This is a genomic window from Bacillus sp. 41-22, assembly GCF_025809295.1.
GTDB lineage: Bacteria > Bacillota > Bacilli > Bacillales > Bacillaceae_G > Bacillus_A > Bacillus_A mycoides.
In genome coordinates this window covers 5,240,082-5,262,101 of the sequence record NZ_CP084035.1, presented here as the reverse complement: position 1 = coordinate 5,262,101, position 22,020 = coordinate 5,240,082, and the positions used below count along the sequence as shown (strand labels likewise).

Annotated in this window: 23 protein-coding genes and 4 tRNA genes; 26 read left to right on the top strand and 1 reads right to left on the bottom strand. The window is 36.2% G+C overall.

What is annotated here, in order from left to right; translation table 11 throughout:
• The first annotated feature begins 563 nt into the window (after window positions 1-563).
• The 10 genes from rpmH (at window position 564) to spo0J (ending at window position 9,620) form a co-directional block, all read left to right on the top strand.
• Window positions 564-698 carry a 50S ribosomal protein L34 gene (gene rpmH / locus LCF45_RS26995; RefSeq protein WP_000831901.1) on the top strand — a complete coding sequence of 45 codons (135 nt, stop codon included), beginning with the start codon at window positions 564-566 and terminating at the stop codon, window positions 696-698.
• A 76-nt stretch (window positions 699-774) separates the two neighbouring features.
• A complete protein-coding gene (gene rnpA / locus LCF45_RS26990; RefSeq protein ID WP_002089963.1) occupies window positions 775-1,122 on the top strand; it encodes a ribonuclease P protein component in 348 nt (115 codons plus the stop codon).
• A 52-nt stretch (window positions 1,123-1,174) separates the two neighbouring features.
• On the top strand, window positions 1,175-1,942 hold the full coding sequence (spoIIIJ, locus tag LCF45_RS26985) for a YidC family membrane integrase SpoIIIJ (protein WP_002130197.1): 768 nt from the start codon (window positions 1,175-1,177) through the stop codon (window positions 1,940-1,942).
• Window positions 1,939-2,556 (top strand): RNA-binding cell elongation regulator Jag/EloR, encoded by a 618-nt coding sequence (gene jag / locus LCF45_RS26980; protein WP_002130196.1) that lies wholly within the window; start codon window positions 1,939-1,941, stop codon window positions 2,554-2,556. Before spoIIIJ ends, jag begins: the two co-directional genes overlap by 4 nt.
• A 227-nt stretch (window positions 2,557-2,783) precedes the next feature.
• Window positions 2,784-4,160, top strand: a complete 1,377-nt coding sequence (mnmE, locus tag LCF45_RS26975; protein WP_002130195.1) for a tRNA uridine-5-carboxymethylaminomethyl(34) synthesis GTPase MnmE — start codon at window positions 2,784-2,786, stop codon at window positions 4,158-4,160.
• 58 nt (window positions 4,161-4,218) lie between these two features.
• Window positions 4,219-6,108, top strand: coding sequence for a tRNA uridine-5-carboxymethylaminomethyl(34) synthesis enzyme MnmG (gene mnmG / locus LCF45_RS26970; protein WP_002130192.1), 1,890 nt, complete (start codon window positions 4,219-4,221; stop codon window positions 6,106-6,108).
• Window positions 6,109-6,130: 22 nt separating this feature from the next.
• Window positions 6,131-6,850, top strand: a complete 720-nt coding sequence (rsmG, locus tag LCF45_RS26965) for a 16S rRNA (guanine(527)-N(7))-methyltransferase RsmG (RefSeq protein ID WP_002016472.1) — start codon at window positions 6,131-6,133, stop codon at window positions 6,848-6,850.
• Window positions 6,851-6,955: 105 nt separating this feature from the next.
• Window positions 6,956-7,828 carry a nucleoid occlusion protein gene (gene noc / locus LCF45_RS26960; RefSeq protein WP_002016471.1) on the top strand — a complete coding sequence of 291 codons (873 nt, stop codon included), beginning with the start codon at window positions 6,956-6,958 and terminating at the stop codon, window positions 7,826-7,828.
• Window positions 7,829-8,014: 186 nt separating this feature from the next.
• The gene (soj, locus tag LCF45_RS26955; RefSeq protein WP_002016469.1) at window positions 8,015-8,776 is read left to right on the top strand and encodes a sporulation initiation inhibitor protein Soj; all 762 of its coding nucleotides are present in this window, start codon (window positions 8,015-8,017) and stop codon (window positions 8,774-8,776) included.
• A complete protein-coding gene (gene spo0J, locus LCF45_RS26950; RefSeq protein ID WP_175491564.1) occupies window positions 8,769-9,620 on the top strand; it encodes a stage 0 sporulation protein Spo0J in 852 nt (283 codons plus the stop codon). Before soj ends, spo0J begins: the two co-directional genes overlap by 8 nt.
• A gap of 20 nt (window positions 9,621-9,640) precedes the next feature.
• Here spo0J and yyaC read toward each other — a convergent pair whose 3' ends face one another.
• Window positions 9,641-10,237, bottom strand: a complete 597-nt coding sequence (gene yyaC, locus LCF45_RS26945; RefSeq protein ID WP_001020734.1) for a spore protease YyaC — start codon at window positions 10,235-10,237, stop codon at window positions 9,641-9,643.
• Window positions 10,238-10,497: 260 nt separating this feature from the next.
• Between yyaC and LCF45_RS26940 the strand changes: the two genes are divergently transcribed.
• From LCF45_RS26940 to walR, 16 genes are all read left to right on the top strand, one after another.
• Window positions 10,498-11,355, top strand: coding sequence for a mechanosensitive ion channel family protein (locus LCF45_RS26940; RefSeq protein ID WP_000362302.1), 858 nt, complete (start codon window positions 10,498-10,500; stop codon window positions 11,353-11,355).
• 20 nt (window positions 11,356-11,375) lie between these two features.
• Window positions 11,376-11,573, top strand: coding sequence for a DUF951 domain-containing protein (locus LCF45_RS26935; RefSeq protein WP_000436054.1), 198 nt, complete (start codon window positions 11,376-11,378; stop codon window positions 11,571-11,573).
• Between the two features lie 115 nt (window positions 11,574-11,688).
• Window positions 11,689-12,789: a redox-regulated ATPase YchF gene (gene ychF, locus LCF45_RS26930; RefSeq protein ID WP_000524661.1), complete on the top strand. Its 1,101-nt coding sequence runs from the start codon at window positions 11,689-11,691 to the stop codon at window positions 12,787-12,789.
• 191 nt (window positions 12,790-12,980) lie between these two features.
• Window positions 12,981-13,271: a 30S ribosomal protein S6 gene (gene rpsF / locus LCF45_RS26925; RefSeq protein ID WP_001233782.1), complete on the top strand. Its 291-nt coding sequence runs from the start codon at window positions 12,981-12,983 to the stop codon at window positions 13,269-13,271.
• Window positions 13,272-13,297: 26 nt separating this feature from the next.
• Window positions 13,298-13,819: a single-stranded DNA-binding protein gene (gene ssb / locus LCF45_RS26920; RefSeq protein WP_000981963.1), complete on the top strand. Its 522-nt coding sequence runs from the start codon at window positions 13,298-13,300 to the stop codon at window positions 13,817-13,819.
• Between the two features lie 44 nt (window positions 13,820-13,863).
• Window positions 13,864-14,097: a 30S ribosomal protein S18 gene (rpsR, locus tag LCF45_RS26915; RefSeq protein ID WP_000918874.1), complete on the top strand. Its 234-nt coding sequence runs from the start codon at window positions 13,864-13,866 to the stop codon at window positions 14,095-14,097.
• Between the two features lie 81 nt (window positions 14,098-14,178).
• Window positions 14,179-15,114, top strand: coding sequence for a YybS family protein (locus tag LCF45_RS26910; RefSeq protein WP_002130187.1), 936 nt, complete (start codon window positions 14,179-14,181; stop codon window positions 15,112-15,114).
• 78 nt (window positions 15,115-15,192) lie between these two features.
• Window positions 15,193-17,166 (top strand): DHH family phosphoesterase, encoded by a 1,974-nt coding sequence (locus LCF45_RS26905; RefSeq protein ID WP_002016460.1) that lies wholly within the window; start codon window positions 15,193-15,195, stop codon window positions 17,164-17,166.
• Window positions 17,163-17,609 carry a 50S ribosomal protein L9 gene (gene rplI, locus LCF45_RS26900; RefSeq protein ID WP_002130186.1) on the top strand — a complete coding sequence of 149 codons (447 nt, stop codon included), beginning with the start codon at window positions 17,163-17,165 and terminating at the stop codon, window positions 17,607-17,609. Before LCF45_RS26905 ends, rplI begins: the two co-directional genes overlap by 4 nt.
• 27 nt (window positions 17,610-17,636) lie before the next feature.
• Window positions 17,637-18,998 carry a replicative DNA helicase gene (gene dnaB, locus LCF45_RS26895; RefSeq protein ID WP_002016457.1) on the top strand — a complete coding sequence of 454 codons (1,362 nt, stop codon included), beginning with the start codon at window positions 17,637-17,639 and terminating at the stop codon, window positions 18,996-18,998.
• Between the two features lie 215 nt (window positions 18,999-19,213).
• Window positions 19,214-20,503: an adenylosuccinate synthase gene (locus LCF45_RS26890; protein WP_263894404.1), complete on the top strand. Its 1,290-nt coding sequence runs from the start codon at window positions 19,214-19,216 to the stop codon at window positions 20,501-20,503.
• A 154-nt stretch (window positions 20,504-20,657) separates the two neighbouring features.
• Window positions 20,658-20,733, top strand: a tRNA-Lys gene (locus LCF45_RS26885).
• Window positions 20,734-20,746: 13 nt separating this feature from the next.
• Window positions 20,747-20,818 (top strand) — tRNA-Glu (locus LCF45_RS26880).
• A gap of 22 nt (window positions 20,819-20,840) precedes the next feature.
• Window positions 20,841-20,916: transfer RNA gene (locus LCF45_RS26875), tRNA-Asp, on the top strand.
• Between the two features lie 41 nt (window positions 20,917-20,957).
• Window positions 20,958-21,030 (top strand) — tRNA-Phe (locus tag LCF45_RS26870).
• A gap of 282 nt (window positions 21,031-21,312) precedes the next feature.
• Window positions 21,313-22,020 carry a cell wall metabolism DNA-binding response regulator WalR gene (walR, locus tag LCF45_RS26865; protein ID WP_000971867.1) on the top strand — a complete coding sequence of 236 codons (708 nt, stop codon included), beginning with the start codon at window positions 21,313-21,315 and terminating at the stop codon, window positions 22,018-22,020.

Below are 22,020 nucleotides of genomic sequence, written 5' to 3'. Positions count from 1 at the left end.
AGGTGTCCCTCCTTTACAAAGATGGTAAAAGAATAAGGTTGCGCAACAATTGTACAACCTGTAAATATTTCTAATGCATATTTATACGAAACGTATTTTAAAATATAAAAACGTCGTTAGTATCCGAGATAGAGTTTTCGACAAAATAACACATGTGGACAACTATTTACTCACATGTGATTTAAACTATCCACATGTTATACACAAATTGTGGATAAAATAAAGGTGTGGAAAACTTATTCAAAGTGAAAACACAACTATAATATCAAAAAAAAGCAGCTATAGCAATGAATTTAAGAAAGTTATCCACAAAATCAATACCTTGTGGAATAAACTTGTCCACAATACGATATACTGTGTAAAAGTAAAAAAAGAGTTTGTGGATACAAAAAAGAGAAAATATATTTATCCACAAGGAAATATAGGGACTGTGAAAAAGTGTGTGAATAGGTTAAAAATGAATATTTGATGAAAATTTCGAGAACCATTGACATTTTCCTATTTGATTTACTATAATTTATTAGACTGTCTTTAACAGATATTCCTCAGGGAGGTGTCATATAATGAAAAGAACTTACCAACCAAATAAACGTAAGCGCAGCAAAGTACATGGTTTCCGCAGCCGTATGAGCACAGCAAACGGACGTAAAGTGCTAGCAGCTCGTCGTCGTAAAGGAAGAAAAGTATTATCTGCGTAGACCACTGATCGTTCAGTGGTCTTTTTTTCTAATAATAATGAGTTTCCGCTGATGAAATACAGGAGTGTCAAATGATATGAAGAAAAAAAATCGTATAAAAAAGAATGATGAATTCCAGGCTGTTTTCCAAAAAGGACAATCGAATGCCAATCGCCAGTTTGTTGTATACAAATTAGATAAAGAAAAACAGCCGCATTTTCGCATTGGTCTTTCTGTTAGTAAGAAAATAGGAAATGCAGTAGTGCGTAATCGAATTAAGCGTATGATTCGCCAATCGATTATAGAATTAAAAGATGAGATAGATTCTGGAAAAGATTTTGTTATAATAGCAAGGAAGCCTTGTGCAGAGATGACATATGAAGAGTTAAAGAAAAGCTTAATTCATGTCTTTAAACGCTCTGGTATGAAAAGAATAAAAAAGTAGCGTAAGGAAATGAATTACACTATATACATACCGAAACAAGGAGGAGCAGGCTTTGAAAAAGAAAATAGGTTTATTAGCCATGGTTATTATGCTAATGGCAATTGCTACCGGCTGTAGTGAAACAAATCAACCGATTACACCGAAAAGCACTGGGATTTGGAATGAATATTTCGTATACCCGCTTTCTCAGTTAATCACGTATTTTGCAGAATTATTTGGTAGTAATTACGGTTTAGCAATCGTTGTTACAACTCTTATCATTCGTTTTGCATTATTACCATTAATGATTAAACAAACGAAGAGTACGAAAGCAATGCAGGCGTTACAACCAGAAATGGTGAAATTAAAAGAGAAATATAGTTCTAAAGATCAAGCAACACAGCAAAAACTACAACAAGAAATGATGCAGTTATATCAAAAGAATGGTGTAAACCCATTAGCAGGATGTTTACCAATATTTGTTCAGATGCCTATTTTATTCGCGTTTTATCATGCGATTATGAGAACAACAGCAATTAGTGAACATACATTTTTATGGTTCGATTTAGGACAGGCGGATCCTTTCTATATCCTTCCAGTTGTTGCAGCTATTACGACGTTTATTCAGCAAAAGCTTGCAATGGCAGGAACGGCTGGACAAAATCCGCAAATGGCAATGATGATTTGGCTTATGCCAATTATGATTTTAGTCTTTGCAATTAACTTCCCAGCAGCACTATCATTGTACTGGGTAGTTGGTAATATCTTTGGTATCGCTCAAATGTATATGATCAAAGGGCCTGAAATTAAGGCTAGTAAGGCAGGAGGATCAAGCAAGTGAGTATGATTACTGCTAAAGGACAAACAGTCGAGCTGGCAGTACAAGATGCTTTAAGACAATTAAATGCTTCGAAAGATCGAGTAGATATAAATATTATCGATGAGGGTAAGAGGGGATTCCTGGGTTTATTTGGGAATCGCCCCGCTGTTGTAGAAGTTGTATTGAAAAAAGATCCAATCCAAGAATGTGAAGAATATTTAAAAAATGTTATTCAAAATATGGGTGTGGAAGTTGAGATTAGAAAAATTGTAAAAGGACGCGAAGTTGAATTTACAATTTCTGGCGAAAATATTGGTGTTTTAATTGGTAAAAGAGGTAATACGTTGAATTCTTTACAGTATTTAACAAAGCTTGTTGCGAACCGTAATACAAAGCAATATATTGGTATTACACTGGATGCTGAAAACTATCGTAGTAAAAGAAAAAATACGTTAGAAACTCTTTCCTATCGATTAGCAAAACAAGTAGTGAGTACGAAAAAAAGAGTTGTTCTAGAACCAATGCCTTCTTTCGAACGAAAAATTATTCACCAAGCATTATCTAATCATCAAAATATCATTACAACTTCTGAAGGGAAAGAACCACATCGGTATGTTGTAATATCTTCCAAGTGACCGGTTACTCAATTGAGTGCCGGTTTTTTTGAGGAGAAAATAAATGTGGATAACTAAAAAACACTAAACTTATCCACTGTGAATAAGTTTAGTGTTTTTTACATAAGGACATAATAAAATGAGTTATTATTCTTTTGTAGATAGGTTCGTTATGGTATCCTAATAATTTAGTGACGGAAAAAATTCATGTTGAAATAGAGATAAATAAGCAAGTGAGGTGAAAGGACATGGAATTTGATACAATTGCCGCAATTTCCACAGCACTTGGGGAAGGTGCAATTGCCATTGTTCGAGTAAGTGGGGATGATGCGATTGAGAAAGTCGATCGTATTTTTAAAGGGAAGGATTTAACACAGGTTTCTTCTCATACAATTCATTATGGTCATATTGTCGATTTAGATACAAATCAAGTTATTGAAGAAGTTATGGTGTCCATTATGCGTGCACCAAGGACTTTTACGCGTGAAAATATAGTAGAAATTAACTGTCATGGTGGACTTGTTTCGGTAAATAAAGTATTACAGCTTATTTTAGCGCAAGGAGTACGACTGGCAGAGCCTGGTGAATTTACAAAACGTGCTTTTTTAAATGGACGTATTGATTTATCACAAGCAGAAGCTGTTATGGACTTAATCCGTGCGAAAACAGATCGTGCTATGAATGTAGCGATTAACCAAATGGAAGGACGATTATCTAAATTAATCGGCCATCTGCGTCAAGAAATATTAGAAACATTAGCTCATATTGAGGTGAATATAGATTACCCAGAATATGATGATGTAGAAGAGATGACGCATAATATTTTAATTGAGAAAGCTACACATGTCCGTGCTGAAATTGCAAAGATATTAGAAACATCGAAGCAAGGAAAGATTTTACGTGAAGGCATTTCTACCGCGATTATCGGTAGACCTAACGTTGGGAAATCATCGCTATTAAATAGTCTTGTTCAGGAGAAAAAGGCAATTGTAACTGATATTGCAGGAACAACTCGTGATGTTATTGAAGAGTACGTTAATGTGCGTGGTGTACCACTTAAACTTATAGATACAGCCGGAATTCGTGAAACGGAAGATATTGTTGAACGAATTGGTGTAGAGCGTTCGAAGGAAATGATGAGCCAAGCAGACTTAGTGTTAATTGTAGTGAACTATAGCGAGGCTTTAACAAATGAAGATGAGGATCTATTCCGTGCTGTACAAGGAAAAGATTTCATTGTCATTGTAAATAAGACAGATTTACCGCAAGGAATTGATATGGAACGTGTTACAGATTTAGCGGTAGGCAATCGTGTTATTACAACATCTTTAATTGAGGAGCAAGGAATAGATGAGCTTGAAAAGGCAATAGCTGATTTATTCTTTGAAGGAACAATTGATTCTGCGGATATGACATACGTGTCTAATGCGAGACATATCGGATTATTAACACAAGCAGGAAGAACAATTAACGATGCAATTGAAGCGATAGAAAATGGTGTTCCGATTGATATGGTTCAAATTGATTTAACAAGAGCGTGGGAAATACTTGGTGAAATTACTGGTGATACTGTCCATGAAAGTTTAATTGACCAATTGTTCTCTCAATTTTGTTTAGGAAAATAAAGTAAAACTTTAATCAGAGATGATTTAGTAAGATAGAGGTTATTAGGAGGAATAAACAATGGGATACAATGCCGGTTCATATGATGTCATAGTAATCGGTGCAGGTCATGCAGGATGTGAAGCTGGTCTTGCGGCAGCACGAATGGGCTCAAAAACATTAATGTTAACAATTAACTTAGATATGGTAGCGTTCATGCCATGTAACCCTTCTGTTGGTGGACCAGCAAAAGGGATTGTTGTTCGTGAAATTGATGCATTAGGCGGAGAAATGGGACGCAATATTGATAAAACACATATTCAAATGCGTATGTTAAATACGGGTAAAGGACCAGCTGTACGCGCGCTTCGTGCACAAGCTGATAAATTCTCTTACCAGCATGAATTAAAGAAAACAATTGAAGAAACACCAAACTTAACGTTGTTTCAAGGTCTGGTAGAGCGTTTAATTATTGAAGATGGTGTATGTAAAGGGGTAATTACGCAAGCTGGTGCTGAATACACAGCGAAAACAGTTGTAATTACAACGGGAACATTTTTACGTGGTGAGATTATTATGGGAGATTTAAAATATTCAAGTGGTCCAAATAATCAGCAACCATCTATTACATTATCTGAACACTTAGAGGAACTTGGTTTTGATCTTGTTAGATTTAAAACAGGTACACCTCCGCGTGTAAACAGTAATACGATTGATTATAGTAAAACAGAAATTCAACCAGGTGATGATAAGCCACGTGCTTTCTCTTTTGAAACGACAAAATTTATTATGGATCAAATTCCATGTTGGTTAACGTATACAAGTACAGAAACACATCGTTTAATAGATGAAAACTTACATCGCTCAGCTATGTATTCTGGTATGATTAAAGGAACAGGGCCTAGATATTGCCCTTCAATTGAAGACAAGGTAGTAAGATTTAATGATAAACCACGTCATCAAATTTTCTTAGAGCCAGAAGGACGTAATACACAAGAAGTATATGTACAAGGCTTATCGACGAGCTTACCAGAAGATGTACAGCGTGCAATGCTTAGAACAATTCCTGGCCTAGAAAATGTTGAAATGATGCGTACGGGTTATGCAATTGAATATGATGCGATCGTACCAACTCAACTATGGCCAACACTTGAAACGAAAAAAATTAAAAATTTATATACAGCAGGACAAATTAACGGAACTTCTGGTTACGAAGAAGCAGCAGGACAAGGGCTTATGGCTGGGATTAATGCAGCGTGTCGTTCTTTAGGTAAAAAAGAAGTTATTTTAGGTCGTGCTGATGCTTATATTGGTGTCTTAATTGATGACCTTGTAACGAAAGGTACAAATGAACCATATCGTTTATTAACGTCTCGTGCAGAATATCGCCTATTATTACGCCATGATAATGCTGACCTTCGTTTAACTGAAGTTGGTCGTGAAATTGGCTTAATTAAAGAAGATCGCTATGAGCGATTTACAAATAAAAAGTTACAAATTGAACAGGAGAAGGAACGGTTAGAGAGTATTTTTATTAAACCGCGTCCTGAAGTTCAAGAATTAATTCGTAGTATTGGCGGAAGTGAATTGAAAGATGGAATACGTGCAAGTGACTTATTACGTCGTCCAGAGGTGACATATGAGCATATTCATCTTTTAGTACCAAGTGAAGTACCATTAAGTGATGAAATTACGGAACAAGTTGAAATTCAGACCAAGTACGAAGGATACATTGAAAAATCTTTACAGCAAGTAGAACGTATGAAGAAAATGGAAAACAAAAAAATTCCTGTGGATATTGATTATGATGCGATTTCTAGCCTTGCCTCAGAAGCGAGACAGAAATTGAAAGATGTTCGTCCGCTTTCAATGGGGCAAGCTTCACGTATTTCTGGCGTAAATCCAGCTGATGTTTCCATTTTGCTTATTTACATTGAACAAGGAAAAATTGCACGAGTATCGAACCAATAACATAGTAAGGAGATATTGCTAGATGAACATAGAACAATTTCAATCTATGCTAGAAGAGAAGGGTATTTCCCTCTCTTCTAGACAGTTAGAGCAGTTCGGAATCTATTTTGAAACATTAGTAGAGTGGAATGAAAAAATGAACTTAACGGCTATTACGGAGAAAGAAGAAGTATACTTAAAACACTTTTTTGATTCTGTTACAGCGGCTTTTTATTATGATTTTTCGAAACCATTTTCTATTTGTGATGTTGGAGCAGGAGCTGGATTCCCAAGTATCCCTTTAAAAATCTGTTTCCCACACTTAAAAGTAACAATTGTAGATTCATTACAAAAACGTATTAATTTCTTAAATCACTTAGCGCAAAAGTTAGAATTAAGTGATGTTGCATTTTGTCATGATCGTGCTGAAACATTTGGAAAAAAAGAAGGTGTACGTGAAGCATACGATATTGTAATGGCACGTGCAGTTGCACGTCTTTCTGTATTAAGTGAGCTATGTTTACCACTTGTAAAAGTAGGGGGAACATTCATTGCAATGAAAGGTGCAGCGGCGAACGAAGAAATCGAAAATGGCAAATATGCTTTAGAGGTACTTGGCGGAGAATTGAAAGAAATGTCTACGTTCCAATTACCGTTTGAAGAAAGCGAGCGTAATATTTTATTAATCGAGAAAAAGCGCAAGACACCAAAGAAATATCCACGCAAACCGGGAACGCCCAATAAATTACCTATTGAAAAATAAATCTTATTAGACGTAAGATTAAATTATATAAATGAAAACGTAAATGTTTCATAGGAAACATTTTATGTAGAACAGTCAATAGGCCTAAAAGGTGGTGGAATATGTATGAAAAATACGTTTTCTCGTTTATTTGGCTTTGGAGATAAAGAGAGCGAATTCGAATTACAAGACGAAAGCCATGAAGAAATAGCTAAAAAGGTATATGAAGAAATACAGGAAATTCCGATAGTAAACATTACCCCTAACCGTTATCAACCACGAACAGTTTTTGACGATGCACGTATTGAGGAGCTAGCATTAACGATTCGTACACATGGGCTTATCCAGCCGATTGTTGTGAGACAGTATGAGGATGATAAGTACGAGATTATTGCCGGGGAAAGGCGTTTCCGCGCAGCAACAAAGTTAGGGTGGGAAAAAGTTCCTGCAATAATAAAGAATTTAAATGATACTGAGACAGCTTCTGTAGCGTTAATTGAAAATTTGCAACGTGAGGAATTAACAGCAATTGAGGAAGCTGTGGCATATCAAAAGCTGATTGAGTTACATAATTTAACACAAGAAGCATTGGCACAACGACTTGGAAAAGGACAATCGACAGTCGCAAATAAATTGCGATTATTAAAATTGCCTGAAGAAATCAAAAGTGCATTATTAGAAAAAAGTATTACAGAACGGCATGCTCGCGCCCTTATTCCTTTGAAGAATGAGGAATTACAACTGAAGGTTTTACAAGAGATTGTGGAGAAGCAATTGAATGTAAAGCAAACAGAAGAACGAATTGCAAAGTTATTAGAAGAAGTAAAACCAAAGCGCAAAGCGAAGCAAAAAGCAGTAAGTCGAGATGCGAGAATTGCTATGAACACGATTAGACAATCATTACAAATGGTTGCTAATAGTGGTTTGAATGTTAATTCTGCGGAAGAAGAGTTTGATGAATACTATCAAATTACGATTAAAATTCCGAAGAAAAAATAATTACGTGCTAGAGACCTTATCCTATTGGAGAGGTCTCTTTTACTATATTTTCTTGTTAAAGCAAGAAGGAGTTTAGAAATAAATTTTGAAGTTTAATAAGGACGTAAAAGAAAAACTTTTATTTCATGTTACAATAAACGTAATTGTTTCTAGAATAAGAAAGAAAGGTTGAAAGTAGGTGACATCATGGGAAAAATCATTGCTATTGCTAATCAAAAAGGCGGTGTTGGAAAAACAACAACATCCGTTAATTTAGGGGCTGGATTGGCACAAGTAGGAAAAAAAGTCCTTCTCGTAGATATTGATGCTCAAGGAAATGCAACGACTGGTGTAGGGATTGAAAAGTCTGAATTAGATCAATGTATTTATAATGTTCTTGTAGAAGATGCAGATGTTCAAGGTGCCATACGGAAAACCGCAACTGAAAACTTAGATGTTCTACCCGCTACAATTCAATTGGCTGGTGCTGAAATTGAATTGGTACCAACCATTTCCCGGGAAGTACGCTTGCAAAGAGCGTTACAGCCAATTCGTGATGAATATGAGTATATTATTATTGACTGTCCCCCATCCTTAGGGTTATTAACGATCAATGCATTAACCGCAGCAGATTCTGTTATTATTCCTGTACAGTGTGAATATTACGCGCTGGAAGGGTTAAGTCAGCTATTAAATACAGTTCGACTTGTGCAAAAGCATTTAAATAAAAATTTAGCAATTCAAGGTGTATTGTTAACGATGTTGGATGCTCGTACAAATTTAGGAATTCAAGTTATAGATGAAGTGAAAAAATACTTTAGAGATAAAGTATATCGTTCGATTATTCCTCGTAATGTTCGCTTAAGTGAGGCACCAAGTCATGGAAAACCAATTATGCAGTATGACGCTAAATCAAGAGGAGCAGAAGTATATTTAGATTTAGCAGAGGAAGTGATTGCAGGTGGCTAAGGGATTAGGAAGAGGAATCAACGTGTTTTTTCCAGATTTAGATGTGAAAGAAGAAGAAACAATTCAGGAGATTATAGTAACTGAATTAAGGCCGAATCCATATCAACCACGTAAATATTTCAATAAAGAAGCGATTCAGGAATTAGCGGCTTCTATTAAAGAGCACGGTATATTGCAACCTTTAATTGCTCGAAAGAGTATTAAAGGATATGAAATAGTTGCAGGTGAAAGAAGATATCGTGCTGCTAAAGAGGCCGGACTTGAGAAAGTGCCTGCTGTCGTAAGGCAATTAAATGAGCAGCAAATGATGGAATTTGCTTTGCTTGAAAACTTACAACGAGAAGATTTAAATCCTATGGAAGAGGCAATGGCATATCAGATGTTAATGAACGAGCTAAATGTAACACAAGAACAATTAGCAAAACGTCTTGGTAAAAGCAGGCCTTATATCGCAAATTATACTCGTTTGTTAAGCCTCCCTTCATTCGTTCAAGATATGATTGCAAACGGTCAACTTTCAATGGCTCATGGAAGAACTTTACTTACAATAAAAGATGAAGAACAGTTGAAATCTTTATTGAAGCGAATTGAAAAAGAAGGACTGAATGTTCGCCAATTGGAACAAATTGTCCAGGAAATTAATCAACGTGTTTCACGTGAAACACAACAAGTGAAAAAAGAAAGAAATATATTTTTTGTAGAGCGCGAAACGTTCTTAAGAGAAAAGTTTGGTACAGATGTAAAAATTAAAGAAACAAAAAAAGAAAAAGGTAAAATTGAAATTGAATTTTTCAATAAAGAAGATTTAAATCGTATTTTAGAATTATTATCACAGAAAAACTAAAAAGCAAACCATCTTATTATTTATAGATGGTTTGCTTTTTTTAACGCAGATAATTTTTGATCCGTTTCTTTTATACTTTGTGCAATTACATCAGCCATTTTCATGACTAAACTTAATCTTGTATTTTGAAGAACAAAAAACTCCATAAAACCATTTAGATTGACGATGCCGTGTATATGCAAATCACCAACTGCAGGTAATTTCTTATTCATCGCAGCTCCAGGTTTACTAGGTCCCTTTCCAGTAGTGATTGAACCGATACTTTGAGATTTTCCTAAGCATGCATCAACAGCAATTATAAAAGAAGTAGGATTTTCTTTCTGTATATTCTGAATTTTCTCTTCTAAATTTAACGCATGTATTGGTTCATCTAGTGTGCCGAATACTTGGAAGTTTTTAATTTCTACTTGTTCTAGTTTAGTGCCAACTAATGGGCCGAGTGCATCACCGGTGGAACGATCTGTTCCGATGCAAACGAGAATGAGTGGTATGTTAGTTTTAATGGGAATATGGGAAAGTAAAAAGTTACTGATTGTCTCGGAGGCTTCTAAGTCTTGGTGCATAACATTTTGAGTTTCTTTTTCGAAAAAAGGTAAGCGAAAACTTCCAATATTCATGAAGCACCCATCCTTTTAATAAATTTTCAAAATATGTTATACGTTGAGTAAAATGGAAAACTATAAGTGCGTACTTTTTGCAAAATGTGAGTGAAAACGGAAATAATAGTACTAGTATATATATATTCGCTCCATTTTATACCTGGATAGAAGTTAACAAATGGAATTAAAGTCATAAAATTTTTTCAGAAATCAGAGAGACTTCTGATACAATGAGAAGGATAACTAAAAAGAAATTTTAGCTGGAGAGGTAGAGGTACATGGATTTAGCGTTGAAATGGTTTGAGTCCATTGATTGGACGAATATAGGTGTAAAAACACTAAAAATAGTCGTTATTTTAATACTTGGTGCAATCATTGTGCGAGTTGCAAGGGCAGTTGTACGAAATGCGTTTCGCATGGGAAGTCGTTCGCCAATTCAAATTTCAGAACGTCGTACAGTTACAGTAGCGAAGTTACTTGAAAATATTGTGGCATACGTTGTTATATTTATTATGTTGATTGCGATTTTAGGCGTGTTCAATATTAATGCATCAGGTCTATTAGCTGGTGCCGGGGTTATTGGTTTAGCAGTCGGATTTGGTGCACAAAGTTTAGTGAAAGATGTCATTACAGGACTATTTATTTTGCTAGAAGATCAGTTTTCAGTTGGTGACTATGTAAGAATTGGTCAGTTTGAGGGAGTTGTTTTAGAAATTGGACTTCGTACAACGAAACTAAAGAGCTGGACAGGGGAAATTCATACTTTACCAAACGGAAGTATTATTCAAGTTACTAATTTTTCGGTTAGTAATAGTGTAGCATTCGTTGATGTATCTATTTCGTATGAGGCCGATATAGCAAAAGCAGAGCAAGTAATTGAAGAGTTATTAGTAGAATTACCTGCAAAGTACGAGAAGATGGTAACAACGCCTCAATTGTTAGGTGTACAAACATTAGCTGCATCAGAAGTTATATTACGTGTTATTGCTGAAGTGGAGCCGATGCAACATGCAGTTATTGCAAGAGCTCTTCGTAAAGAGATTAAAACTCGTCTGGATTTACATGGAATTGAAATTCCATATCCACGTATGGTTTTATATAATCGTGAAGAATTGGTTAGTGGAAAAGCAATTTAGTATGGAGAGGGGTTTGGAGAGTGGAGCAAAAGCAATATAACTTGTACGATGTTGTGGAAATGAAGAAAGCCCATCCATGTGGTGAAAATCGCTGGAAGATTATTCGTATGGGAATGGATATCCGCGTTAAGTGCGAGGGATGTGACCATTCGGTAATGATTCCTCGAAGAGAGTTTGATCGTAAGGTAAAAAAAATACTTGTGAAGCATGAAGAATAGTGAAAAAGCAACAGCTGCAGTAGACAGCCGTTGCTTTTTTTCATTTGGTGGAAACTTGTCATTTTTTTCGTTACTATCTATAATGATGAAAGATTGAGACATAGGAGTGAAAAATATGGGATTAACGGCTGGAATTGTTGGATTACCTAACGTAGGGAAGTCCACTTTATTTAATGCAATTACACAAGCAGGAGCAGAATCTGCGAACTATCCATTCTGTACAATCGATCCAAACGTAGGGATTGTAGAAGTACCAGATGAGCGCTTAAATAAATTAACGGAATTAGTAGAACCGAAAAAAACTGTTCCGACTGTATTCGAATTTACTGATATCGCAGGTATCGTAAAAGGTGCGAGTAAAGGTGAAGGATTAGGAAATAAATTCTTATCTCACATTCGCCAAGTAGATGCAATTTGCCAAGTTGTTCGTTGTTTTGAAGATGAAAATATTACACACGTTTCAGGGAAAGTAGATCCAATTGATGATATTGAAACAATCAACTTAGAACTAATCTTAGCGGATTTAGAATCAGTTGATAAACGTATCGAGCGTGTTGCGAAATTAGCAAGACAAAAAGATAAAGAAGCAGTATATGAGCATGAAATTTTAGTGCGTTTAAAAGAAGCTTTCGAAGAGGGAAAACCAGCTCGTACTGTTGAATTTACAGAAGAGCAAATGAAGATTGTTAAAGGCCTTCATTTACTTACAACGAAAGAAATGCTATACGTAGCAAACGTAAGTGAAGATGATATTATGGATCCTTCTGAAAATAAATATGTACAAATGGTAAAAGAATTTGCTGCAAATGAAAATTCTCAAGTTATCGTTGTATGTGCAAAAATCGAAGAAGAAATCGCTGAGTTAGACGAAGAAGAGAAAAAAGTATTCCTGGAAGAATTAGGTATTGAAGAATCTGGTTTAGATCAGTTAATTCGTGCTGCATATGACTTATTAGGACTTGCTACTTACTTCACAGCTGGTGTGCAAGAAGTGCGTGCATGGACGTTTAAACAAGGTATGAAAGCACCACAATGTGCTGGCGTAATTCATACAGACTTTGAGCGTGGATTTATTCGCGCAGAAACAGTTTCTTATGATGATTTAATGACAAACGGTTCTATGACAGCTGCAAAAGAAGCTGGAAAAGTACGTTTAGAAGGAAAAGAGTATATCGTAAAAGACGGAGATGTTATGCACTTCCGCTTTAACGTTTAATTTAATATTTCCTAGGAAAAATAAAGATATGAACTTGGCAAATATATTATGTGTTTGCCAAGTTTTTTACGTATTGGTGAGTTGATTCATATAACTTACTATGATATAATCTAAACTCGTGAGTAATTACTATAAATTAATTGCTCCTTGCCCATTATGGGCCGTTTAGACCAAAAGGAGGTGAAAGTGTAATGAGAAAGTACGAAATTATGTACATCATTCGTCCTGGCGTTGAAGAAGAAGCTCAAAAAGCTTTAGTTGAACGTTTCGCAGGTGTTTTAACAAACAATGGTGCAGAAATCATTAACACAAAAGAGTGGGGTAAGCGTCGTTTAGCTTACGAAATCAACGACTTACGTGAAGGTTTCTACATGATCTTAAACGTGAACTCTAACTCAGAGGCGATTAACGAATTCGACCGTTTAGCTAAGATCAACGAAGATATCCTTCGTCATATCGTTGTTAAAGAAGAAGAAAAATAATTGATATATAAGGGAGAGTGGTTCGATTGATGAATCGTGTTATCCTCGTTGGTCGTTTAACTAAGGACCCTGACTTACGTTACACGCCCAATGGTGTTGCAGTAGCTACTTTTACGTTAGCTGTGAATCGCGCATTTGCGAATCAACAAGGTGAGCGTGAAGCTGACTTTATTAATTGTGTAATATGGCGTAAACAAGCAGAAAACGTGGCAAATTATTTGAAAAAAGGTAGCTTAGCAGGCGTAGACGGACGTCTTCAAACTCGTAATTACGATGGACAAGATGGTAAACGTGTATATGTAACAGAAGTTCTTGCGGAGAGCGTACAATTTTTAGAGCCGCGTAATGGCGGTGGGGAGCAACGTGGTTCATTCAATCAGCAACCATCAGGAGCTGGTTTCGGTAACCAAAGCTCTAACCCATTTGGTCAATCTAGTAATTCAGGTAACCAAGGTAATCAAGGTAACTCTGGATTTACGAAGAATGACGATCCATTTTCGAATGTTGGTCAACCGATTGACATTTCGGACGACGATTTACCATTTTAATGGTGTGAATCGGCTATTTTTAACAAAGAATGGAGGGAATAGACATGGCAGGACGCAAAGGTGGACGTGCGAAGCGTCGTAAGGTGTGTTTCTTCACATCTAACGGCATCACTCGCATTGACTATAAAGATGTTGATTTATTAAAACGTTTCGTTTCTGAGCGCGGTAAAATTTTACCTCGTCGTGTAACAGGAACAAGCGCGAAATACCAACGCAAACTTACAGTTGCAATTAAACGTGCTCGTCAAATGGCACTTTTACCATATGTTGGTGAATAATAGCGTATGAAATGCACAGTAGAGTCGGACTCTACTGTGCATTTTGCTATGCTTTTCTTTTTTTGAAAGAGAGGTTAGATGATGAAGAATACGAAATTTATTACTGAGGGTGCAGCACTGTTAGCGATATATGCAATGTTATTGCTTATATCTATGTATGTTCCAATTTTAGGTACAGTTGTAACGTTTGCGTTGCCATTGCCATTTATATTGCTAACGATAAGATATAGATTATCTAACGCCTTTATAGTTTTTACTGCGGCGCTTTTTATTACTGTTATTGTCAGTCAGCCGATGAACCTAGTAAAGACAACTATGTTTGGATTGATAGGTATCGTTTTAGGATATATGTATAAAAAACGAAAAAAGCCGGTAGAAACTTTAATGGCGGGGACGCTTGCGTACTTAATTGGTATTATGCTCATTTATGTTGCGAGTATAAAGTTTTTTAACATAGATTTAATGAAGCAAATGCAAAATATGTTTAATGAAAGTATGGCGCAAAGTGAAAAGATAGTTACTGCTGCGGGTATGCCTATTAGTAAAGAGCAAAAAGAATTATTTGCACAATTTAATGATGTGTTACAAACGTTATTCCCAAGTTTGCTTGTGATGGTTTCTGTATGTTTTTCTTGGATTACAGTTATGATATCAGGTAGTGTTTTGAGAAAACTAAAGCATGACGTTATACCTTGGCCTAAATTTAAAGATATACAATTACCAAAGAGTATTGTTTGGTATTACGTTATATTTATTTTGCTATCAACTTTTATAAAAGTAGAACCGACATCATATTTACATATGGTATTTTCTAATTTATATGTCATATTTGCTTTACTACTAGTACTGCAAGGTCTGACATTTATCGCTTTTATAGCGCATAGCAAAGGTTTTACGAAAGGTGTTCCTATTATTAGTTTTATTGTCTGCATGTTTATTCCGATGATGTTTCCTCTTGTAACAATCTTAGGTATAATTGATTTAGGGATTTCATTGCGTTCTAAAATAGGGGAATAAAATAATATTCCTTACACTATTTTAATTTGTTTAACTAACTGGAAAGTGAGTTAGTTTTACTTTATAGGAGTTGTATACATGCCTGAATTTTATAAGAAACAGTGGTTTTTATATCCTGTTTACGTATTGGCATTTTTTGTATTCGTGCTAATTTCACTCCTCTGTTACTTTCATTTAATTATGGGGATATCAGCCTTTTTTATCTTTTGTATTGTACTTTTTTTCGTTATACGATTCGAACTTACTTTTCAAAGGAATTTTGAAAAACATACGACAGATATGATTACAAGGGTAAAGAAAGTGAGTAATGAAGCATTTAACCAAATGCCAATTGGTATTTTGTTATACAATAAGGATTATGGAATTGATTGGGCGAATCCTTATTTATCATCATGTTTGGGGCAGCATGCATTAGCTGGTTGGCACCTTTACGATGTATCAGAAACATTACTCCTTTTTATTAAGGGGGAAACTTCTGACGATATAGTTTCTTTAAATAATCGAAAGTTTCGTGTTTTTGTAAGGAAAGAAGAAAAGCTAATTTATTTCTTTGATGTAACGGAACAAACAGAAATTGAAAAGATGTATGAAGATCAACGCACTGTTTTAGCTGTTATTTATTTAGATAACTATGATGAAGTTACACAAGGATTAGATGACCAATTACGTACGAATATAACAAGTCTTGTGACGTCACGTCTAAATGAATGGGCCGTTAAGTATGGTGCATATTTGAAACGTGCATCTTCAGAAAGATTCTTCGTTGTACTAAATGAAAGTATTTTAGCGCAAATGGAGAAAGGGAAATTTAGTATTTTGGATCAAGTGCGTGAAGAAACATCAAAAAGGAATATACCACTTACATTAAGTGTTGGTGTTGGCTCAGGTGATTTACCTTTATCAGAGCTTGGAGCGATGGCTCAATCTGGTTTAGACCTTGCATTAGGACGAGGAGGAGACCAAGTAGCTATTAAACAAGCAACGGGTAAAGTTAAGTTTTACGGTGGTAAGACGAATCCGGTTGAAAAGCGTACTCGTGTACGTGCTAGGGTTATTTCGCATGCATTAAAGGATTTAGTATTAGAAAGCAGTAATGTCATTATAATGGGGCATAGAGCTCCTGATATGGATGCGATTGGTGCAGCGATTGGTATTTTAAAGGTAGCTCAATTAAATGAGCGCAAAGGATATATTGTATTAGATGAAAATGATTCTGATAAAGGAATCAAACGTTTGATGGATAAAGTGAAACAAAATGAAGAGTTATGGTCACATTTTATTACACCAGGGCAAGCGATGGAATTTGCAAATGATGATTCATTACTTGTTGTTGTTGACACACATAAACCTTCAATGGTGATGGAGGAAAAACTGTTACACAAGATTGAAAATGTAGTAGTTATTGACCATCATCGCCGCGGGGAAGATTTCATTGAAGATCCATTACTTGTTTATATGGAGCCATACGCTTCTTCAACGGCAGAGCTTGTTACAGAATTACTTGAGTATCAACCGAAAAATTTAAAGATGACAATGTTAGAAGCAACGGCATTGTTAGCTGGTATTATTGTTGATACGAAAAGTTTTACATTCCGTACAGGCGCTCGTACATTTGATGCCGCTTCTTATTTACGCTCGCATGGCGCAGACACTGTACTTGTACAAGAACTTTTAAAAGAAGATATGGGTCAGTATTTACGAGTTGCAAAAGCCATTAAAAATGCGTACATTTATAAAAATGGAATTGCGATTGCTAAAGTTGATGGTGATGAATATTATGACCAAGTACTTATTGCACAATCAGCAGACACATTATTGACAATGACAGGTATCATTGCATCGTTTGTTATTGCAAAACGCGGAGAAAATTTCATTGGAATTAGTGGTAGATCTTTAGGTGAATTGAATGTACAGCTAATTATGGAGAATTTAGGAGGTGGCGGGCACTTAACAAATGCAGCCACACAAATGAAAAATGTTACAGTAGATGAAGCGGAGGAGAAGCTTCGATTTGTTATTGATGACTATTTACAGGGAGGCACACAATCATGAAAGTAATTTTTCTAAAAGACGTAAAAGGTAAAGGTAAAAAAGGAGAAATAAAAAACGTACCAGACGGTTATGCAAATAATTTCTTACTAAAACAGGGGTTAGCTGCCGAAGCGACAAACAGCAGTATGAAAACTTTAGATGCTCAAAAGCGCAAAGAGGAAAAAGATGCAGCAGCAGAAGTTGAGAATGCAAAAGAGCTGAAAGAAACATTAGAGAAATTAACTGTAGAAGTAAAGGCGAAATCTGGAGAAGGTGGCCGCTTATTTGGTTCTATCACGAGTAAACAAATTGTAGATGTAATGCAAAAGTCACACAAGATTAAACTTGATAAACGTAAATTTGAAATGGATGATGCAATCCGTGCATTAGGTTATACAAACGTCAATGTGAAATTGCATCCGCAAGTAACAGCAACAGTAAAAGTTCATGTTAGTGAACAATAAAAATAAATTAAGCAAGGAGGATTGCGCATGAGTGATGTAATGGCTGATCGTACCCCTCCGCATAATATAGAAGCTGAGCAGGCAGTCTTAGGTGCCATATTAATTGATCAGGATGCGTTAACGTCAGCATCGGAACTATTGGTACCTGACTCATTTTATCGAACGAAACATCAAAAGATTTTTGAAGTCATGCTTGGGTTGTCTGATAAGGGAGAACCAATCGACTTAGTAATAATGACATCAGCGATGGCTGATCAAGGATTACTAGAAGAAGTTGGTGGGGTTTCTTATCTAGCAGAGTTAGCAGAAGTTGTTCCAACAGCTGCTAATGTAGAATATTATGCACGCATCATCGCTGAAAAGGCACTTTTACGTCGTTTAATTCGAACGGCGACTCATATTGTATCGGATGGATACGAGCGAGAAGATGATGTGGATGGCCTTTTAAACGAGGCTGAGAAAAAAATATTAGAAGTATCTCACCAAACAAATGCAAAAGCATTCCAAAACATTAAAGATGTTCTTGTAGATGCTTATGATAAAATTGAACTTTTGCATAATCAAAAGGGTGAAGTTACCGGGATACCAACTGGATTTACTGAATTAGATAAGATGACCGCAGGTTTTCAGCGAAATGATTTAATCATCGTGGCGGCGCGTCCATCGGTAGGAAAAACTGCATTTTCACTAAATATCGCACAAAACGTAGCGACGAAAACTGATGAAAATGTAGCGATTTTTAGTTTAGAGATGGGCTCTGATCAGCTTGTTATGCGTATGCTTTGTGCAGAAGGAAATATTGATGCACAAAGACTTCGTACCGGTTCATTAACTTCTGATGATTGGGCGAAATTAACAATGGCGATGGGTAGCCTTTCTAATGCTGGTATATATATTGATGATACACCAGGGATTAAAGTAAATGAGATTCGAGCAAAATGTCGTAGATTAAAGCAAGAGCAAGGTCTTGGGATGGTTTTGATTGACTATTTACAGCTTATTCAAGGAAGTGGGAAATCAGGAGAAAACCGTCAGCAGGAAGTATCTGAGATTTCTCGTACATTAAAAGGGATTGCACGTGAATTACAAGTACCTGTCATCGCCTTGTCGCAGTTATCTCGTGGTGTAGAATCCCGTCAAGATAAACGTCCGATGATGTCTGACATTCGTGAATCAGGAAGTATCGAGCAGGATGCTGACATTGTAGCCTTCCTATATCGTGAAGATTACTATGACCGTGAAACAGAAAATAAAAATACAATTGAAATTATCATTGCAAAACAACGTAATGGTCCGGTAGGTTCAGTAGAGCTTGCGTTTGTTAAGGAATTTAATAAATTCGTCAACTTAGAACGCCGCTTTGAGGATGGACATGCACCGCATGCATAAAGGCAGTATAAAAAAGAAACACATTTCTTATAATAAGATGTGTTTCTTTTTTTTTATATAAAAGATAGGGCTTTCATAAGGTGAATATGTAATTCTTACGAACGAAAACGTTTTTCGGTAAAAAAATGTTCGCTTTTTGGTTGACTTCTCTTTCTGTTTTGGTACAATTATATTGTTTGAATAGATCGTTTGAAAATTGCGGAGGTGCTTTAATAATGTCTTCAGTAGTAGTTGTAGGAACACAATGGGGCGACGAAGGAAAAGGTAAAATCACTGATTTTCTTTCTGAGCATGCGGAAGTAGTTGCAAGATATCAAGGTGGAAATAACGCGGGACATACAATTGTTTTCGGCGGAGTTAAATATAAATTACACTTAATTCCATCTGGTATTTTCTATAAAGAGAAAATTTGTGTAATCGGAAATGGCTTAGTAGTAGATCCGAAAGCATTACTTGAAGAGTTGAAATACTTACACGATCGTGGTGTAAGTACTGATAATTTACGTGTAAGTAACCGTGCGCACGTTATTTTACCTTATCACTTAAAACAAGATGAATTAGAAGAAGCGAGTAAAGGTGATAACAAGATTGGTACAACGAAAAAAGGTATCGGTCCTGCATATATGGATAAAGCTGCTCGTATTGGTATCCGTATGGCTGATCTTTTAGACCGTGAAGCATTTAAAGAGAAGCTTGAGCGTAATTTAGTGGAGAAAAATCGTTTGTTTGAAAAAATGTACGATACAGAAGGTTTCAGCGTAGAAGAAATCTTTGAAGAGTACTTCCAATACGGACAACAAATCGCACATTACGTATGCGATACATCTGTCGTATTAAATGATGCACTAGATAACAATAATCGTGTATTATTTGAAGGTGCACAAGGTGTTATGCTTGATATCGACCACGGTACGTACCCGTTCGTTACATCTTCTAACCCAATTGCTGGTGGTGTAACAGTTGGAACTGGAGTCGGTCCTGCGAAAGTTACTCGCGTTGTAGGTGTATGTAAAGCATATACAAGCCGTGTTGGTGATGGTCCATTCCCTACTGAACTTAATGATGAAATCGGTCACCAAATTCGTGAAGTTGGTCGTGAATACGGAACAACAACGGGTCGTCCACGCCGTGTAGGTTGGTTCGATAGCGTTGTTGTAAGACATGCACGTCGTGTTAGTGGTTTAACAGATTTATCATTAAACTCTATCGATGTATTAACAGGTATTCCAACTGTTAAAATTTGTGTTGCTTACAAATACAATGGCGAAGTTATCGATGAAGTTCCAGCTAACTTAAACATTTTAGCGAAATGTGAGCCTGTATATGAAGAGCTTCCAGGTTGGACAGAAGATGTTACTGCTGTGAAATCATTGGATGAGCTTCCTGAAAATGCAAGAAAATACGTAGAGCGTGTTTCTGAATTAACAGGAATCCAATTATCTATGTTCTCGGTTGGACCAGATCGTAATCAAACAAATATCGTTCGTAACGTATACGAAGCTTAATTGATATAAAAAATTGATTTTTTTAAGAAAAAACTCATATTTTTATGAGTTTTTTCTTATTTTTTATAAAAAAATAAAAAAAGGTATTGCAAAAATGAAAGATAGCATGTTATGATATGTCTTGTCGTCACGAAAATATGACGTTGGTGAGTATGAGCCATTAGCTCAGTTGGTAGAGCATCTGACTTTTAATCAGAGGGTCGAAGGTTCGAATCCTTCATGGCTCACCATTTTATTTTTCGTGGCCCGTTGGTCAAGTGGTTAAGACACCGCCCTTTCACGGCGGTAACACGGGTTCGAATCCCGTACGGGTCATGTTTTTTTTATGTTCATTTTTGGTCCCGTGGTGTAGTGGTTAACATGCCTGCCTGTCACGCAGGAGATCGCCGGTTCGACCCCGGTCGGGACCGCCACTTTTGTTTATACCACCATTAGTGGTTTTATATATAGTTTTGGCTCGGTAGCTCAGTCGGTAGAGCAGAGGACTGAAAATCCTCGTGTCGGCGGTTCGATTCCGTCCCGAGCCACTCTCAGGATATTAAGTGGGCCCACTTAATATCCTTTTTATTTTGTCCAGTTTTACAAATGTGGGTAGTTATTTTACAATAGAATGAGGAGCCTCTAGCAGTTGAAGCTAGAGGTTTTTCTATAGATCGTATAGGATTCTGTGTAAAAGTGGATGATACATGAGTCTATGAGAATAGAGGAGAAATACTTAGACTAAGATTGTTGTCATATAGGAACATACTATAGAAACACCAATATGTTTGAGGATTATTGATCATATTTTTATAAGGAGGAAATAGACGATGATGGGAAAGAAAATTTTAGTAGTTGATGATGAAAAGCCAATTGCGGATATTTTGAAGTTCAACCTAGAAAAAGAAGGTTTTGAAATTGTAATGGCGCATGATGGTGATGAGGCGATTGAAAAAGCAAATGAAGAACAGCCAGATATGGTTTTATTAGATATTATGTTACCGGGAAAAGACGGTTTAGAGGTATGTCGTGAAATACGTAAAAGCTCAGAAATGCCAATTATTATGCTTACAGCAAAAGACTCTGAAATTGATAAAGTATTAGGGCTTGAGCTTGGGGCAGATGATTATGTAACGAAGCCATTTAGTACGAGGGAGCTACTTGCTCGTGTGAAAGCGAATTTACGTCGCCATCAGCAGGGTGGTGCTGCAGAGAAAGAAGAAAATACCGAAATGGTTATTGGACCAATCGTTATCAATTCGAACGCTTATAGTGTAACAAAGCGTGAAGAAAGCATTGAGCTTACACATCGTGAATTTGAATTACTACATTATTTAGCGAAGCATTTAGGTCAAGTTATGACTCGTGAACATTTATTACAAACAGTTTGGGGTTATGATTATTTTGGAGATGTACGTACAGTAGACGTAACAGTACGTCGTTTACGCGAAAAAATTGAAGATAATCCAAGTCATCCTACTTTAATTGTAACTAGACGTGGAGTAGGGTATTACTTGCGTGACCCAGAACAGGAATAG

Excerpts from the sequence above, each read along its gene's own strand:
- noc (WP_002016471.1), top strand. The coding sequence starts at position 6,956 with ATGAAAAATACGTTTTCTCGTTTATTTGGCTTTGGAGATAAAGAGAGC.
- rplI (WP_002130186.1), top strand. The coding sequence starts at position 17,163 with ATGAAAGTAATTTTTCTAAAAGACGTAAAAGGTAAAGGTAAAAAAGGA.
- LCF45_RS26940 (WP_000362302.1), top strand. The coding sequence starts at position 10,498 with ATGGATTTAGCGTTGAAATGGTTTGAGTCCATTGATTGGACGAATATA.
- yyaC (WP_001020734.1), bottom strand. The coding sequence starts at position 10,237 with ATGAATATTGGAAGTTTTCGCTTACCTTTTTTCGAAAAAGAAACTCAA.
- walR (WP_000971867.1), top strand. The coding sequence starts at position 21,313 with ATGATGGGAAAGAAAATTTTAGTAGTTGATGATGAAAAGCCAATTGCG.
- ychF (WP_000524661.1), top strand. The coding sequence starts at position 11,689 with ATGGGATTAACGGCTGGAATTGTTGGATTACCTAACGTAGGGAAGTCC.
- soj (WP_002016469.1), top strand. The coding sequence starts at position 8,015 with ATGGGAAAAATCATTGCTATTGCTAATCAAAAAGGCGGTGTTGGAAAA.
- rnpA (WP_002089963.1), top strand. The coding sequence starts at position 775 with ATGAAGAAAAAAAATCGTATAAAAAAGAATGATGAATTCCAGGCTGTT.
- rpsF (WP_001233782.1), top strand. The coding sequence starts at position 12,981 with ATGAGAAAGTACGAAATTATGTACATCATTCGTCCTGGCGTTGAAGAA.
- LCF45_RS26910 (WP_002130187.1), top strand. The coding sequence starts at position 14,179 with ATGAAGAATACGAAATTTATTACTGAGGGTGCAGCACTGTTAGCGATA.
- rsmG (WP_002016472.1), top strand. The coding sequence starts at position 6,131 with ATGAACATAGAACAATTTCAATCTATGCTAGAAGAGAAGGGTATTTCC.
- dnaB (WP_002016457.1), top strand. The coding sequence starts at position 17,637 with ATGAGTGATGTAATGGCTGATCGTACCCCTCCGCATAATATAGAAGCT.
- LCF45_RS26905 (WP_002016460.1), top strand. The coding sequence starts at position 15,193 with ATGCCTGAATTTTATAAGAAACAGTGGTTTTTATATCCTGTTTACGTA.
- LCF45_RS26890 (WP_263894404.1), top strand. The coding sequence starts at position 19,214 with ATGTCTTCAGTAGTAGTTGTAGGAACACAATGGGGCGACGAAGGAAAA.
- rpmH (WP_000831901.1), top strand. The coding sequence starts at position 564 with ATGAAAAGAACTTACCAACCAAATAAACGTAAGCGCAGCAAAGTACAT.
- mnmG (WP_002130192.1), top strand. The coding sequence starts at position 4,219 with ATGGGATACAATGCCGGTTCATATGATGTCATAGTAATCGGTGCAGGT.
- mnmE (WP_002130195.1), top strand. The coding sequence starts at position 2,784 with ATGGAATTTGATACAATTGCCGCAATTTCCACAGCACTTGGGGAAGGT.
- rpsR (WP_000918874.1), top strand. The coding sequence starts at position 13,864 with ATGGCAGGACGCAAAGGTGGACGTGCGAAGCGTCGTAAGGTGTGTTTC.